This window comes from Acidovorax cavernicola, assembly GCF_003581445.1.
Map to the genome: position 1 here is coordinate 1 of NZ_QXMN01000033.1, position 14,849 is coordinate 14,849.

At 59.2% G+C, this 14,849-nt stretch carries 13 protein-coding genes and 1 pseudogene; 4 read left to right on the forward strand and 10 right to left on the reverse strand.

Features of this window, described 5'->3' with window-relative positions:
- Positions 1-917, forward strand: a 917-nt coding sequence (locus D3H34_RS22410; RefSeq protein WP_119556454.1) for a M14 family metallopeptidase, incomplete at its 5' end; no start/stop codon positions are given.
- Between the two features lie 18 nt (positions 918-935).
- Here the strand turns inward: D3H34_RS22410 and D3H34_RS22415 are convergent.
- The 6 genes from D3H34_RS22415 to D3H34_RS22440 form a co-directional block, all read right to left on the reverse strand.
- Positions 936-1,259 (reverse strand): hypothetical protein, encoded by a 324-nt coding sequence (locus tag D3H34_RS22415; RefSeq protein WP_119556455.1) that lies wholly within the window; start codon positions 1,257-1,259, stop codon positions 936-938.
- Between the two features lie 14 nt (positions 1,260-1,273).
- Positions 1,274-2,212: a restriction endonuclease gene (locus tag D3H34_RS22420; protein ID WP_119556456.1), complete on the reverse strand. Its 939-nt coding sequence runs from the start codon at positions 2,210-2,212 to the stop codon at positions 1,274-1,276.
- A gap of 65 nt (positions 2,213-2,277) precedes the next feature.
- Positions 2,278-3,192: a M23 family metallopeptidase gene (locus tag D3H34_RS22425; protein WP_119556457.1), complete on the reverse strand. Its 915-nt coding sequence runs from the start codon at positions 3,190-3,192 to the stop codon at positions 2,278-2,280.
- Positions 3,193-3,230: 38 nt separating this feature from the next.
- On the reverse strand, positions 3,231-3,791 hold the full coding sequence (locus D3H34_RS22430; protein WP_119556458.1) for a pseudouridine synthase: 561 nt from the start codon (positions 3,789-3,791) through the stop codon (positions 3,231-3,233).
- Positions 3,788-4,753: a GSU2403 family nucleotidyltransferase fold protein gene (locus tag D3H34_RS22435; protein WP_119556459.1), complete on the reverse strand. Its 966-nt coding sequence runs from the start codon at positions 4,751-4,753 to the stop codon at positions 3,788-3,790. The genes D3H34_RS22430 and D3H34_RS22435 overlap by 4 nt, the downstream gene beginning before the upstream one ends.
- Before the next feature lie 139 nt (positions 4,754-4,892).
- The gene (locus D3H34_RS22440; RefSeq protein ID WP_119556460.1) at positions 4,893-6,722 is read right to left on the reverse strand and encodes a glutamine--tRNA ligase/YqeY domain fusion protein; all 1,830 of its coding nucleotides are present in this window, start codon (positions 6,720-6,722) and stop codon (positions 4,893-4,895) included.
- Positions 6,723-6,859: 137 nt separating this feature from the next.
- Between D3H34_RS22440 and D3H34_RS22445 the strand changes: the two genes are divergently transcribed.
- The 3 genes from D3H34_RS22445 (at position 6,860) to istB (ending at position 10,005) form a co-directional block, all read left to right on the forward strand.
- Positions 6,860-7,210, forward strand: a complete 351-nt coding sequence (locus D3H34_RS22445; protein ID WP_119556461.1) for a hypothetical protein — start codon at positions 6,860-6,862, stop codon at positions 7,208-7,210.
- A gap of 469 nt (positions 7,211-7,679) precedes the next feature.
- Entirely contained in the window at positions 7,680-9,224 is a 1,545-nt protein-coding gene (istA, locus tag D3H34_RS22450; protein ID WP_119556462.1) for an IS21 family transposase, read from the forward strand.
- Complete coding sequence (gene istB / locus D3H34_RS22455) at positions 9,214-10,005, forward strand: IS21-like element helper ATPase IstB (RefSeq protein ID WP_119556463.1); 792 nt, start codon at positions 9,214-9,216, stop codon at positions 10,003-10,005. The genes istA and istB overlap by 11 nt, the downstream gene beginning before the upstream one ends.
- A 969-nt stretch (positions 10,006-10,974) precedes the next feature.
- Here the strand turns inward: istB and D3H34_RS22460 are convergent.
- The 4 genes and pseudogenes from D3H34_RS22460 to D3H34_RS35005 all read right to left on the reverse strand — a co-directional run.
- Positions 10,975-11,184 carry a KTSC domain-containing protein gene (locus D3H34_RS22460; protein WP_119556464.1) on the reverse strand — a complete coding sequence of 70 codons (210 nt, stop codon included), beginning with the start codon at positions 11,182-11,184 and terminating at the stop codon, positions 10,975-10,977.
- An 11-nt stretch (positions 11,185-11,195) separates the two neighbouring features.
- Positions 11,196-13,073 (reverse strand): ATP-binding protein, encoded by a 1,878-nt coding sequence (locus D3H34_RS22465; RefSeq protein ID WP_119556504.1) that lies wholly within the window; start codon positions 13,071-13,073, stop codon positions 11,196-11,198.
- Positions 13,063-14,433, reverse strand: coding sequence for an SIR2 family NAD-dependent protein deacylase (locus D3H34_RS22470; protein ID WP_434057709.1), 1,371 nt, complete (start codon positions 14,431-14,433; stop codon positions 13,063-13,065). Before D3H34_RS22470 ends, D3H34_RS22465 begins: the two co-directional genes overlap by 11 nt.
- Positions 14,431-14,687 (reverse strand): annotated as a pseudogene (locus D3H34_RS35005) (IS481 family transposase); the annotation flags it as partial. The gene D3H34_RS22470 and the pseudogene D3H34_RS35005, both read right to left, overlap by 3 nt.
- Positions 14,688-14,849: the final 162 nt, after the last annotated feature.

Genomic DNA, 14,849 nt, shown 5'->3' on the forward strand with positions numbered 1-14,849 from the left:
CCCTCGAAGTCCTCCCCCGCGACCTGTCCGCCTACCGCGAGGGCAACATCGGCATCGACTACGTGCACCGCTTCGAGTCGGGCAAGCCCGGCCCGCACGTGCTGATCAACGCGCTGACGCACGGCAACGAGATCTGCGGCATGACCGCCGCCACGCACCTGCTCGACACCGGCGTGCGTCCGAAGATCGGCACGCTCACCATCAGCTTCGCCAACGTGGCGGCGTATGAGTCTTTCAACGAGGCGCTGCCCTTCGACAGCCGTCAGCTGGTGCACAACCTCAACCGCGTGTGGTCGCCCGAGTGGCTCGACGGCACCGAAGACAGCCCCGAGCTGAGCCGCGCCCGCGTGCTGCGCCCCGTGGTGAGCGCGGCCGACCACATCCTCGACATCCATTCCACGAGTCAGCCGGTGATCCCGTTCTGGGTCTACCCCGCGTTCGACCGCAACGCCGAGGCCGCCATGGCCATCGGCCGCCCGTCGGTGCACCTCGTGATGCCCGACGGCCTGGGCTCGGGCACGCCGCTGATCCAGCACGGCCAGCACGGCAAGGCCGACGGCAAGGGCGTGGCGCTGGTGGCCGAATGCGGCCAGCACTTCCTGCGCTCCGCCTCCGACCTCGCCACCGCCATCTCGCTCGATTTCCTGGCCCACTTCGGCCTCATCGACAAGGACCCCGCCGTGCCCGCGCCCGGCCCGCAGCGCCGCTTCGAGCTGCTGAAGACCTACGTCATCCAGTCGGAAGACTTCGCCTTCGTGCGCCCACTGATCGGCTTCGAGACCTTCGCCAAGGGCGAGCTGATCGCCACCAACGGCAACGAGGAAATCCGCGCGCTGTGCGACGACTGCACGATCTTCATGCCCGCGCAACGCGCGATCGTGGGGCGCGAGGCGGTGTACCTGACCCGGCCGCTCTGACTCTGAGGGCGGCGTCCTTCAGCAGATCAGCAGGTGCCGCGGTTTTTCCGCGGTGCTGTAGTCGGCGTGCCAGTAGTGCGGGTCGTCGCAGAGGCTGAAGGCCGCGTCCTCGCTGGCGTGCCGGTCGGTGAAGTGCCTGTGGAGCGTGACGTGGACCGAGCCCGCGTCGGGCCAGTCGATGCCGACGTCGACCACGCGATTGCCCGAGGCGACTTCGGCGGCGACGATTTTCTGCAGGGCGGGGTGCAGGCGGTTGTTAAGAACCGCGAGAGCTTCGCGGCGCTCGGTGCGTGGGAATGCGGTTTCGAGGCAGGCTTCGGTGAAGAGCGGTCGATCGGCCATGGCGCGTCTCCGGGCTAGATCGCCACAGGTGCCTTGGACTTCGGGATCGTCCTGCCCCGGCACTTTGGATAGTTGGCGCAGCCCCAGAAGCTGCCGTCGTTCCTGGACGAGGTTTTCTCGACCATCTTGGTGCCGCAACTCGCGCAGGTGGGGCGCCAGTACTCGCCTTCATAGGCGACAGCGAGAAGCGCCGCCTGTTGTTCGGGCGTGCGCTGGGCGATCAGCCTGAGCAGGGCTGCGCCATCCTGGGCATGGATGCCGTTCGCTTTGGCAAACGCAGTCGCCTCCGTCGAGAAGGTCGAGCTTGTCACGTAGGTCCCGCTTTTCAGTTGATGCGAGGCCATCACGCCGAGGAACTCGCGCATTTCCTTCACGCCCACGGCTTTGCCTTGCCAATGCTTGCATTGCACGATGCGCGGGACGTCACTGTGTCTGGACTGGAGCCAGATATCGACGCCACCATCGGCGCCGTGCGACTGGCTGCGGGTGGTGAACCCGGCCTGCGCATAGAGCGCTTCGCACAAGGCCTCGAAGCGCCGCCACTCGATGGCACGGAGTACGGCGGGGCCCCATTGCGATTTCTGGTCGGTGTGGGGCACCGTCGTCGAAGAAGACTCTTTCCATGGCGCAGTCGAAAGCACGGGTTCGCGCCGCTCTGCGGTCGAGGCGGGCGTGGGCCGGGCCGCAGCTTGAGGTGCTGCAGGATCGATCGCCACCCGAGCGGGTTGACGGCGGACGATGTAGTGCAGGCCCAGCAGCACAGCACCGATCGCCAACGCGAGCCAACCGGCGGGCCGCAGCGCCGGTCCCAGTGCGCCCACGATCGGGCCTTTCAGGAAGGCGGGTGCCACCACCAGCAGCACGATGCCGACGAAGATCGCTGTCCAGCCCTTGCCGGCCAGTTCCTGTTGCGCGCGCTCACGTCGGCGCTCGGCTCTTGTCTGTCTTGCCATGGGTCGCTCGCCTCACTCCTCGGAAGGCCCGTTTATAAGCCGGGCGGGGGCCGACCCCGCGCACCTCAAGCCGCAACGAACAACGCCGGATCCACCATCGTCCGATTCAGCATCACCCCCCAATGCAGGTGCGGCCCCGTCACCCGCCCAGTGGCGCCCACGGCGGCCAGCGTGTCGCCGACCTTGAGCACGTCGCCTACCTTCACATCCCAGCGGCTCAGGTGGCAGTACATCGTCAGCAGGCCGCCGCCGTGGTCGAGCCAGACGGTGCCGCCGTTGAAGAAGTAGTCGCCGGTGTCGATCACCTTGCCGGCCAATGGCGCGCGCACGGGCGTGCCGGTGCCGGCCGCGATGTCCATGCCGCTGTGCGGATTGCGCGACTGGCCGTTGAACACGCGGCGCAGGCCGAAGGAGCTGGAGCGGCGGCCCGGCACGGGCACGCGCATCTGCAGCGCGGCGTCGGGGCGCAGGTCGGTGAGCGTGGCCATCACGCCGGTCAGGTGATCGCGCTCCTTGACGTAGCGGGCCTCGTCTTCCGGGGAGAGATCGACCGTGCGCGGTGCGACCGTCAGGCGTTGTTCGCGGTACTGCTTGGGGGCGACGGTGTAGGCGATCTGGCGCTCGGGCTTGCCCTCGGCGCGCACGGTGATGCTGGCCTCGCCGGGTTGCGCGGCGAGCGCAATGCCGACCAGCGCAGTCCATTCGATCGGGTCACCGAGCACCAGCAAGGGCACGTCACCGGCGAAGGCCTTGGGGCGCGTGGACGCGGGGCCGAGCGACAGGCGGGCGACGCCACCGGGCACCAGGGAGGCGTGCGGCCAGACATCAGGCGTGGGCTGCTTCTTCGTCGCGGTCTTGGTCGGATTGGCGGCGTTGGCGTGCATGGTCGGCAGCGCGAGCAGGCCGAGCGCGCCGAGCACGGCGCCTCGGCGATTCAGGGCTGCGGAGGGCAAGTCGGAGAAGGGAGAGTTCGTGTGCATGAAATGGATTCGGGAGAAAGAGTTTGCGGTGCGACGGCTCAGCCGCCGGGTTGATCCAGCCAGGTTCCGGGTGCGAGTCCGTCGAGCGTGTAGGGCCCGATGGCGGCGCGGATGAGGCGCAGTGTCGGCAGCCCGACGGCCGCCGTCATGCGCCGCACCTGGCGGTTGCGGCCTTCGCTGATCGCCAGCTCCAGCCACGCGGTGGGAATGAGCTTGCGCTCGCGGATCGGGGGCTCGCGGTTCCAGACGGCGGGCGGCGGGTCGAGCAGGCGAGCCCTGGCCGGACGCGTCGGCCCGTCGTTGAGTTGCACGCCGCTGCGCAGCGCCGCCAGCGCCTCCTCGGTCGGCACGCCCTCCACCTGCACCCAGTAGGTTTTCTCCATCTTGAAGCGCGGATCGGCGATGCGCGCCTGCAGCTTGCCGTCGTCGGTGAGCAGCAGCAGGCCTTCGCTGTCGGCATCGAGGCGGCCAGCGACGTAGACACCGGGAAGGTCGATGAAGTCCTTCAGCCCGCGCCAGCGACCCTCGGGTGTGAACTGGCTGAGTACGCCGTAGGGTTTGTTGAAGCGGATGAGGCGGGAGGTCGTGGGCAGATTCATGGGCGGGTGGCATCGCGTGGCGAAGGGGCCAACTGCGGCAGATAGTCTCGCACCAGTTGTTCCACGGTGTCCGCCTGCAAGCTGTCGCGTCCTGACTTGAGTGGATCGCGATCGGATTGCTCGGCCAGCCACCGTTTGAAGCGCACGAAGGCGAGTGGATGCACGGTATTCATGCGTGCCATGTGCCCGGTGGTGCCGACCACGACGGACGAGAAGCGCGGGGCACTCACCAGCTGTTGTGCGTTGTGAGCTTGCACGGCCCAGAAGTCATCTTCAGCGTCGCTGAGCTGTGCCGGGTGGGGGTCTTGTTCTTGCGCTTCGCGACGCAGGATGTCGACCTCGAAGCCCTTGCTGTTGACTGCCGTGTAGCGTTGATCGGCGATCAGGGCGAAGGTCTTGTCGACCTTGCGCAGCAACGCCAGCATGGACGAGTCGAGCCGCCTCAACTGAGTTGCCAAACGGAAACGCTTGCGGGTGTCCCAGAGCAGATCGACATCACGCGTGGCCACCGCAGCACTCTGCAGGCGCACGCCCGCTGCGGCTTCGTAGGCGTAGAGCGCATGTGTTCCCACCACGGTGAAGTGCTCCGCGATCTCCGCGCGGTGGAGCATGTCGAGGATGTCGATGACGATGGTCGGCACGCGACCGACGAACAGGGCCCGGTTCATGCGCTGATGGCGTGCGAGTGCCTCACCGAGATCCTTGACGCGCCCTTCGGCTTCTTCCTTGCGGAGAACAAAGCCTGCGTGGATGGCCTCGGTGTCAGGGCTGCGCGCCCCGAGGCTTTTTTGTGCGTTACGGATGCTGGTGCGCACGAGGTACTCGACGCCATTCACCGTTTTCCAGTACATGCCGCCGCGCACGCTTGCGGCTTGCAGCTCTGCCGCTTCGAGGGCCTCGAACGTGGCTCTGGCATCGATGTATTGGCGCCGGGCGTCGTCGCCGATGTCCTGGAAATTCATGACTTTCCGTATAAAAATCAAGAGTCTTAATCTATACGGAAAACTATTTCAAATCAATAACTTATGTTAATTGATAAGGCCATGAAAAAAGCCGGGGCCACGACGGCCCCGGCTTCGCAGGAAAGTACGACAAACGGGCTTACTTGGCCCAGCTGTCCCGCATCCCGGCCGCGCGGTTGAACACGACCGTCTGTCCGTTTGCGGCGCCCTTCGTGTCGCGCACGAAGTAGCCGTGCCGTTCGAACTGGATGCCCACGCCGGGTTCGGCCTTCGCCAGCGACGGCTCGACGAACGCGGTGCACACCTCGAGGCTGTGCTTGTTCAGCTCTTCCAGCAGCTCGCCGCTGCCCGGGTTGGCTTCGGCGAACAGCCGCTCGTACAGCCGTACCTCGGCCTGCACGGCATCCGCCGCGGCCACCCAGGTGATGTTGCCCTTGACCTTGATGGCGTCCGCGCCGGGCGTGCCGCTCTTGGTGTCGGGCACGAGCGTGGCCTGCACTTCGACGAGCTTGCCGTCGGCATCGCGCGTGGCGCCGGTGCATTCGATGACGTGGCCGTACTTCAGGCGCACCTTGTTGCCGGGGAACAGGCGGAAGAAGCCCTTGGGCTGCACGTCTTCGTAGTCGGTGCGTTCGATCCAGACCTCGCGGCCGAGCTTGAATTCGCGCTTGCCCAGTTCGGGGTGGTGCGGGTGGATGGGGGCGGAGCAATCGTCGAGTGCGCTTTCATCCTTGTTGGGGCCGCCCATCAGTTCGCCCCAGTTGGTGATGACGAGCTTCACCGGGTCGAGCACGGCCATGGCGCGCGGGGCGATGGGGTCGAGGGTGTCGCGCAGCGCGGCTTCGAGGCTGGCGTATTCGATCCAGCCGCCCGACTTGGTGGTGCCGCTGCGTTCGCAGAACAGCTGCAGCGCCGCGGGCGTGTAGCCGCGGCGGCGCAGGCCGGCGATGGTGGGCATGCGCGGGTCGTCCCAGCCATCGACGTGCTTTTCTTCGACCAGCTGGCGCAGCTTGCGCTTGCTGGTCATCACGTGCGTGACGTTCAGGCGCGCGAACTCGTACTGGCGCGGGTGCGGGCTGGCGATGAGGCCGCCTTCAGCGAGGCGGTCGAGCAGCCAGTCGTAGAAGGGGCGCTGGTCTTCGAACTCGAGCGTGCAGATGGAGTGGGTGATCTGCTCCAGCGCGTCTTCGATGGGGTGCGCGTAGGTGTACATCGGGTAGATGCACCACTTGTCGCCCGTGTTGTGGTGGGTGGCCCGGCGGATGCGGTACAGCGCGGGGTCGCGCATGTTGATGTTGGGGCTCGCCATGTCGATCTTGGCGCGCAGCACGGCGGCGCCGTCGTCGAGCTTGCCGTCGCGCATCTCGCGAAAGCGCGCGAGGTTTTCTTCAGGCGTGCGGATGCGGAAGCGGCTGTCGGTGCCGGGCGTGTTGAAGTCGCCGCGGTTGGCGCGCATCTCGTCGGGCGTCTGTTCGTCGACGTAGGCCAGGCCGGCGCCGATCAGGTACTCGGCGGCTTCGTACATGAAGTCGAAGTAGTTGCTGGCGAAGTACTCGTGTTCCTGCAACGTGCCGGGCGCGCTGGGGCGGTCGGCCAGGTAGGTCTCGTAGCCGAGCCACTTCACGGCGTCGCGGATGGAGTCGACGTACTCCTGCTCTTCCTTCTCGGGGTTGGTGTCGTCGAAGCGCAGGTGGCACACGCCGCCGTATTCCTTGGCCAGCTCGAAGTTCAGCCAGATGCTCTTGGCGTGGCCGATGTGCAGGTAGCCGTTGGGCTCGGGCGGAAAGCGCATGCGGACCTTGGCGGGGTCGGGCATGCCCTGGGCGTGGTGAGTGGCGTCGCCGGGGGAACCGCCCCAGGTGCGGCCTGCGTAGGCGCCCTGTGCGAGGTCGTTCTCGATCACATGGCGCAGGAAATTGCTCGGTGCAGCGGTCGTTTTGGTGCCGCTTTTGTCGGTCGGGGAGGTCATCGTGTCATTCTAGAGGGGGCCCTGCGGGGGTTACTTTTGGCAACGCTCTTCACATTGCAGCGTCCACCCGCTTTGCAATTGCAGCGTTCAATACGGACATGGGGCGCACAACGCCCCCCAACAAGGAGTTCCACATCATGAGCGTCACACGTTCTACCTTCTTCAAATGGGCCGCCGCCGGTGCGGTGGCCTTCGGTGCCCTGTTTGCCGCCACCTCGGCCAGCGCCCGCAGCGACGTGAGCTGGTCGATCGGCGTCGGCGTGCCCGGCGTGGCAGTCGGGGTGGGCGGTCCCGCCTACTATCCGGCCCCGGTCTATGCGCCGCCGGCCCCGGTGTATTACGCACCGCCGCCGCCGGTCTACTACCGTCCGCCGCCGCCTGTGTATTACCGCCCGGCACCGGTCTACTACGCGCCGCCGGCCTACTATGGTCCGCGCTACTACGGTCGCGGCTATCACCGCGGTCATGGCCACGGCCACTGGCGCTGATTTACAACGCCATTCGTGACTGAATCGGCCTTATCTAGCTGATGCAAAAATCCAATTAAATCAACAGCTTAAAGGATCTGGCAATGTTGATTCGACACAACGTGGAGAGGCTCAAGCCATCCGCGTTGGTCTGCTGCTGCTTGCTCGAAGCGCCCTCGTAGGGCCGCGAATTCAAGCCTGACGCTTGGCCTAAGGTTCGATCCCCGATCCCGACTAAATTAGCTGAACATTGACCCACGTTTTTCATTTCAATTGATCCATCTATTGCCTTCATTCGTAGAGCGGGAAGCTCGAATGCAGGGTCAAGCGAGCATGAAAAATCGGACTCTTTTTGGCTCAAATTTGGATGAAAAACACGCCCCGTGTTGATTTCCGCCGAAAATTGACCCTCTTAACGCAGTAATTTCCGTCTAAGACTGACCCACGTAAAACCCTACCCTGCTGATTTTTAGAGCAGGGGATCCTAGGAGTGATAGACGTGGCGACATTGAGTGTCATCAGACGCTGGGCCCTGCGTGAGCAGATGTCCATTCGCGAGATTGCAAGGCGTACAGGCCTGTCTCGCAACACCGTAAAGAAGTACCTGCGAGGCGGCGATGAAGAGCCGCGCTACGCCAAGCGGGCAAGTTCAAGCAAGCTCGATCCCTATGCCGAGAAGCTCGCGACCTGGCTCGCGATCGAGGCAACCAAATCGCGGAAACAGCGGCGCAATCTGCGGCAGATCCACACAGACCTGGTCGCGTTGGGCTTCGAAGGCTCCTACGGCCGCGTGGCGGCCTTCTGTCGGAAATGGCAGGCTGATCGACAGGAAGCACAACGTATTGCCGGCCGCGGCACGTTCGTGCCGCTGGTTTTTGGTCCCGGCGAGGCATTCCAGTTCGACTGGAGCGAGGATTGGGCCGTGATCGCAGGCGAGCGCACCAAGCTGCAGGTCGCGCATTTGAAGCTCAGCCACAGCCGAGCATTCACCGCGCGTGCCTACCTTCTGCAAACCCACGAAATGCTGTTCGATGCACACAACCATGCTTTCCGTGTGCTGGGCGGCGTGCCCAAGCGTGGGATCTACGACAACATGAAGACGGCTGTGGACAAGGTCCGCACCGGCAAGGATCGGGACGTCAACGTCCGATTTAGTGCGATGGTGAGCCACTACCTCTTTGAGGCCGAGTTCTGCAACCCGGCGTCAGGCTGGGAGAAGGGCCAGATCGAAAAGAATGTGCGTGATGCCCGTCATCGCCTCTGGCAGCCCGTTCCTGCATTCCCGACACTGGCCGAGCTCAACGATTGGCTCGAGGTCCGATGCAAGGCACTGTGGAAGGAGATTGCCCACGGCCAATTGCCGGGCACTGTCGCTGATATCTGGGCTCAGGAAAAACCCTTCCTGATGCCTCCGCCGCCTGCGTTTGACGGCTTCGTGGAGCACACCAAACGTGTATCCCCGACCTGCTTGATTACCTTCGACCGGACGCGCTACAGCGTCCCCGCATCGTTTGCCAATCGGCCGGTCAGCCTGCGGGTGTACGCCGACCGATTGGTGGTGGCAGCCGAAGGCCAGGTGATATGCGAGCACAACAGGATCGTCGATCGACGGCACGACGTGACTGGCCAGACCATCTACGACTGGCGCCACTACCTGGCCGTCCTGCAGAGGAAACCCGGTGCGCTCAGGAACGGCGCACCATTTGCAGAACTACCGACGCCGTTCAAACGGCTGCAAGCGATGTTGCTCAAGAAGCCGGGGGGTGATCGAGAAATGGTGGAAGTCCTGGCGCTAGTGCTGCATCACGAAGAGCACGTGGTCCTGGCTGCGGTCGAGGCGGCGTTGGATGCTGGGGTTGCGACCAAAACACACGTCCTGAACATCCTGCATCGCCTGGTCGACGGGAAGTCTGCCGTCCCGGAAGTGGTTGCGCCACAAGCACTCAAACTGTCCACCGAGCCGCAAGCGAATGTGTTGCGATATGACTCACTCCGAGAAGCGCAGCCGCGCAAGGAGGCACGCCATGGCACATGATTCGACGACGATGGCGATCGTCACCCTGTTGAAGAGTCTCAAGATGCATGGCATGGCCCACGCGGTGTCGGAGTTGGGCGACCAAGGTGTACCTGCCTTCGAAGCGGCTCAACCGATCCTGTCAAAGCTGCTGAAGGCTGAAACGGCTGAACGCGAAGTGCGCTCATTGGCATATCAGATGAAGCTGGCCAAGTTCCCCGCATACCGGGATCTGGTCGGGTTCGACTTCGGACACAGCGAAGTGAACGAAGCGACGGTGCGCCAGTTGCACAGATGCGAATTCCTCGACCAGGCGCACAACGTTGTCCTCGTTGGCGGGCCCGGAACGGGAAAAACCCACCTCGCAACCGCGATCGGGGTGCAGGCCATCGAACATCACCGTCACCGGGTCCGCTTCCTCTCGACGATTGAACTGGTCAACGCTCTGGAAGTGGAGAAATCCAACGGGCATACAGGTCAGATTGCCAACAAGCTCCTGCACGTTGATCTGGTGATCCTGGATGAACTGGGCTACTTGCCCTTCAGCGAATCAGGAGGAGCACTGCTGTTCCACCTGCTCTCCAAGCTCTACGAGAGAACCAGTGTCGTGATCACCACCAATCTCAGCTTCGGAGAGTGGGCCAGCGTCTTTGGTGATGCGAAGATGACGACTGCATTGCTGGATCGATTGACACATCGGTGCCACATCCTGGAGACCGGGAACGACAGCTTCAGGTTCAAAAACAGTTCTGCGCAGCCTCAACCTACAAAGGAGAACACCAAGCACTTATCCACACCGTGAAGCCTTCAGGCTCACAAAGCGAGTGGGTCAGTATTCAATGGAAATCCAGGGTCAGAGATCGGCGGAATCCAACACGCACGGCTTTACGGAGTCAGACCCTGCGAAGCTGGCTGCCGCTGTAGTGCCTGCTGCCTGACCGACCTCGCACATCAGCTGGTCCTAACGGCGAGGACGCGCCCAAGTGCTCGGCCGATCCGCGACTACGCGATGCTCCGCCTGGGCTTTCCCATCGACCGGTATCCTGTACAGATTAGGAAGAGAATACTGGGATGGCTACAGAAACGCGCCCCACCACCCCAGGTCGACCCTGGGCCGCGGATTCACGTGCCCGCCGCAAGTTCATCGCCAGGTCGTTCGACCGTGCTGTTCAGTCGGACGTAGAGGCTCTTGAGAGCGCACGCGCTATGGCCACAAATATGCGCAGCGGCAAGCCTCTACAACGTGCGCCGGCTAGGTGAGCAAGCTACACCTGGCAGTCCGCTTCGCTCCCTATCGGCGACTAGGCTCGGGCCGGGCCTGATGGTGTGGGCGCGGAGGCACCGGGGCAATCTGCGGCAGATCCATACACGCGCAGTCACGCGGGCCCACTACCGGGGAAATCGCGAGACGCATCACAACCGCGTGATTCCTTGCTTTCGAACGGAGGCCGCTCGCGCTTAACTGCGGGCGCCCGAGCAGCGGCTGCCCGCAGTTAAGCGGAAGCAGGCGTTCCAGCGCGCCAAGCCACAACACCGGCCGGCCGGCTATAGCAGTCGTTCATTGGAGGGCTGTTAATTCAAGCCTGACGCTTGGGTTGGCATAAGGTTTAGTCTTTCATTTCGGCTAAATTCTCTGCAATTTGATTGCAATTTTTCATTGCAATCAACCCATTTAATGTCTTCATTCTTGAAGCGAAAAACACGAATACAGGGTTAAGTGATCATGAAAATCCAGACTCCTTTGGGATCAAATTTTCATGAAAGCACGCGCCTAAACCTTGGAAAATCGGAATCGACCCTTTATGTTAGCCGCCAAGTAAGCCCCAACCGAGCCCGCAGATATCAGTTCGTTGTAAATCTGCTCGGTGACATCAAAGTACTGATACACGGTCCCATTGTTAAACTCAATCTCAAGTGTCAATGTTTCTCCGTCGTAACCGACAGACGCGACATTGCTCGATGTAACAGCTTGTCTTTCCATTTTTCTTCCTTTTACTTGATTCGTGATATGCGGGAATTTTGAGAGCGCCAAGCTTCACTAAGCTCTTCGTAATTTGGCTTTTCCTCTCTTGGTATGCCCCAGCCCCCTGGGTGTTGAGTTTCATCTAGCGGAGCTTCGTCATAGATAACAGGATCCTGACTATCAGGTCGCGCATTACGTGAGGGAGGCGTGATGAGGGTCCGCATTGGCAACTTTACAGCCTCTCCTAAAACGATTGCCTCTCCGGTTCTGAGAATGGGAAGCATATTTGTCAACCCATCTAAATTATCAGAGAGTGCAGAGCTGATATGCCCGCGGTCTGCAGAGTTTGCCAAACGAAGAGCAAAAAAAGTTCCGCATTGAGAAAGTATTGTAGGATTAATTTCAGAAGGTCGCTGGCTAACAATCATTGCGCCAATTCCGTATTTTCGACCTTCCTTTACAATTCGTTGAACAATTTTTGAAGCCATCCCCTTGAAGTCGTCATTCAAATAAATATGCGCCTCTTCCATCACAACCAAAAGTGGACGATATTTACCACCTTGTGACAGATTCCGAGACCAAAAAAGTGCTTCATAAATTAGCCGCAGAAGCGCGCCAATGGTCGTCTGAAGAATATCTGATGGAACACCAGAAAGATCTAAGATGGTGACGGGACGGTCGGTGCCAAGCCAATCAATCAGAAGACCATCTAGATCTCGATTTACCGCACCATCGGCACCAACACTCCAGTCACCCGGCCTAAAGAGAAAGTCATATCTCGGAATACGAAGCTTTGCGCCTAGCGACAACAAATGCTTCCCTAGATTACTCCCCCCGGGAAGATAGTTTATCTTTTCTTCGTCACCTTTGTCATTTTTTACATTTTTGAAAACCGGAGGAATTCCTGCCTCTGAATTTCCCTTTAGCTCTTTGCCATGAGCATCAAGCTCATACGCCAAATTTTCGATTGGCCTCCCGCCTTTATTGCTGTAATAGGTTCCGAAGGTTTCAACAAAAAGCTCATGCCATAGGTGATGCAGGCTAAAGGGAATGGGCGAATCCACACTTAGCGTGTCGGCGGAAGCTCCCTTTCGAGGGTGTGCAGCTATTGAAAGATCCTTGCATTTTTGAATTCGCTCCATAACGATGTTTTTCTCTTTTTCATTCGTTATTTCGCCAAAACTGACTTCGCACAACTCATCGAAACTTAGTGCCCAGAACGGGATGTGAAGCTCTTTTTCATACGCCGTGCCGTTTGATTTGGGCGTGCCTATCTTATAAGTTACGGCTCGATCCTTTAATGCGCTTCCATACTCGCCATGTAGATCTAGCATAATAATGCGCGATGATGGATATCTACCCCCATCGGACAACGCATTTATCAAACTCGCAACCGTTGTGGATTTTCCAGATCCAGTAGTTCCAACAACAGCCGAATGCCTGGTGATGAGCTTGTTGACATCAATCAGCGCTGGAATAGAGTCGGCGTTTGAGATATGCCCTATCTTGACGAAATAGGGTCGATCTGGTTGGCCATATATATTCTTTAATTCCTTCTCGGACACGAGGTGAACCTGGTCTCCGATCGTAGGGTATTGCGAAAGGCCGCGAGTAAATACACCAGTACGAGGCGCTTCGCCAATCAATTGAATTTTCATCCATCGATGACCCAATTCTTCTGAGAGTGATTTTGTCGCTGGCGCCGCACTTGCACCGACTTGGCTAACAATCCCGTAGAGACTCGAAAATCCAATCGGAATACGGACAAAGCTACCAATTTGGCCGGCTCGATATCCCTGCCCATCAATATAGACAAATCCAGTCAATGAATCTTTGGACAAAGTAATGCTGACGGTTGTTCCGTCTACATCTTGGACATCCCCTAAGTAGGTCTCCTTATTTGACATCTCTGGAGTTCCCTGTGTCACCAATTATTCTTTTCAAGAAATCCGTAAAAATGGAAAAATCCCCCATTTTTATAAGAGGTGCTGACGGGTGCGAGTCTTCAGAGTTTTTCTCATATGCGACAAAGTTCTTCAACTCGGGATCGTCGTATTCCGTGTCTCGAGGCATCACCCAGGCACCGACACTCGTTCCGATGATGGCTTTGTCAAATGTCCAAATATTCAAATTGTGCTGTTTTTTTGCCAATTTGTACGCCTCTTGGTAGGCTTCCGCATCATTGTTTTCTTTGGAATACTTCCCAAATTGCAATCCAAGAACCATCCCGGTAGGATTTGCCTTAAGCGCATTCACGATGGTGTCATTTAGGTGCCCATCGTTAAATGAGTAGCCACACATTACGAGAAATGAAGATTTCTTGCGTATAAATCTATTAAGTTGATCAATTAAAGCGAGATAAGGCATTTTTCTGCTCTCTTCATACTTTAAGTGAGAGGGGTAAATAAGATGGGAGTCGTTCTCTTTGACGTCAGATGCGCGATACACTGATCTTTGGCCATCTTTCATTTCTTGGCACCAGTTGATGGAGCCATGAATTTTCCAAAGGCGAGTCCAATGCGAAGGAATTAAATCATCTTCCACTGCTCGCAAATCAAAAAACGAACGACGAGCTCCGACAAAGCCGTCGAAATAGGGAATCCCGTTATCTTCTAGACTTTGCTCGACCAACAAGTCATAATTTGTTGTAAATATCTCAATTGCCTGTTTTCGGTCTATAGACCTTATCCAATTCCCCAGGCGGTGATATGGAGTTTCACTCGATGGCAGGAGGACGTTGATTTTTTTGGTAATCTCGAGGCAAATTTTCGTTTCTAGATCGTTTAGCTCTTGCTCCTTTAGTCCTCGAACCTCTCCTCCCTTTGAAACCAAAATTAAGCTGCGTACAAAGCTGAGGATATCTTCGATATTCTCGGTATTTTTTTCCGCCTTTGTTAGTTCAGTAATAAGGCATTTGAACCTCTCGTCGCCTGCCAATCTTTCATTTATGTGACGAGTTAAATTGGCAACATCTGGGATAAGAGGCCACTCGCCTTCCGGCATAGACACTGAAAGTGGACATCCGGCCGATAGAAAGAATCCAATCGGCTCATTGTCCTGCGACAAAGATTGGCGCAGATAGCGCAGATGACGCATCGTGTCGTGGAGTGTTTCCATCGGTATTAGGGCTAGAGAGCTCGCTTGGTGTCGAACAAATTTGGCGAATACAAAGGTGCTGCGTTGCAGCAAAGAGGGAGGCTTGCCAATGGTTAGGGCGCACGCAGTGTAGATTGCAACTTTATGTGTTGGCAGAAATTTGTCGGCCATTCGACGCTTGCTCAACTTGATGATGAGCAATGTCTTACCTGCGTCGATGGCTTTCGGACAGTGCAAGGGCCTGGAGGAGGCTTCGCCGCCAGCCAGGTGGCGACCAAGCCACTTCCTGGCCGTGGGCGCAGTGATACTGTGTGCAGCTGCAGCTGCAGCTGCAGCTCGCACAGCATCCAAGCCTTCAGAGTCATCTGCTTGACCATCTTGATTCGGCGGGCAAAGGTAAGTCGAGCATGCCTACGGGTGTTCAGCCGGTTGGGCGTCCGTCGATTGGGTGTTTGGCGACTTCCAGCCGCTCAAACCCAATCCGGATGAATACCGGATACACCCTATTGGAACTTCACAGCTAAGGGTGGAGCTTCTACGAAATCGTGTCCTCAGGCTTACATCGCACTGCCTCCCGGAGACTCGGT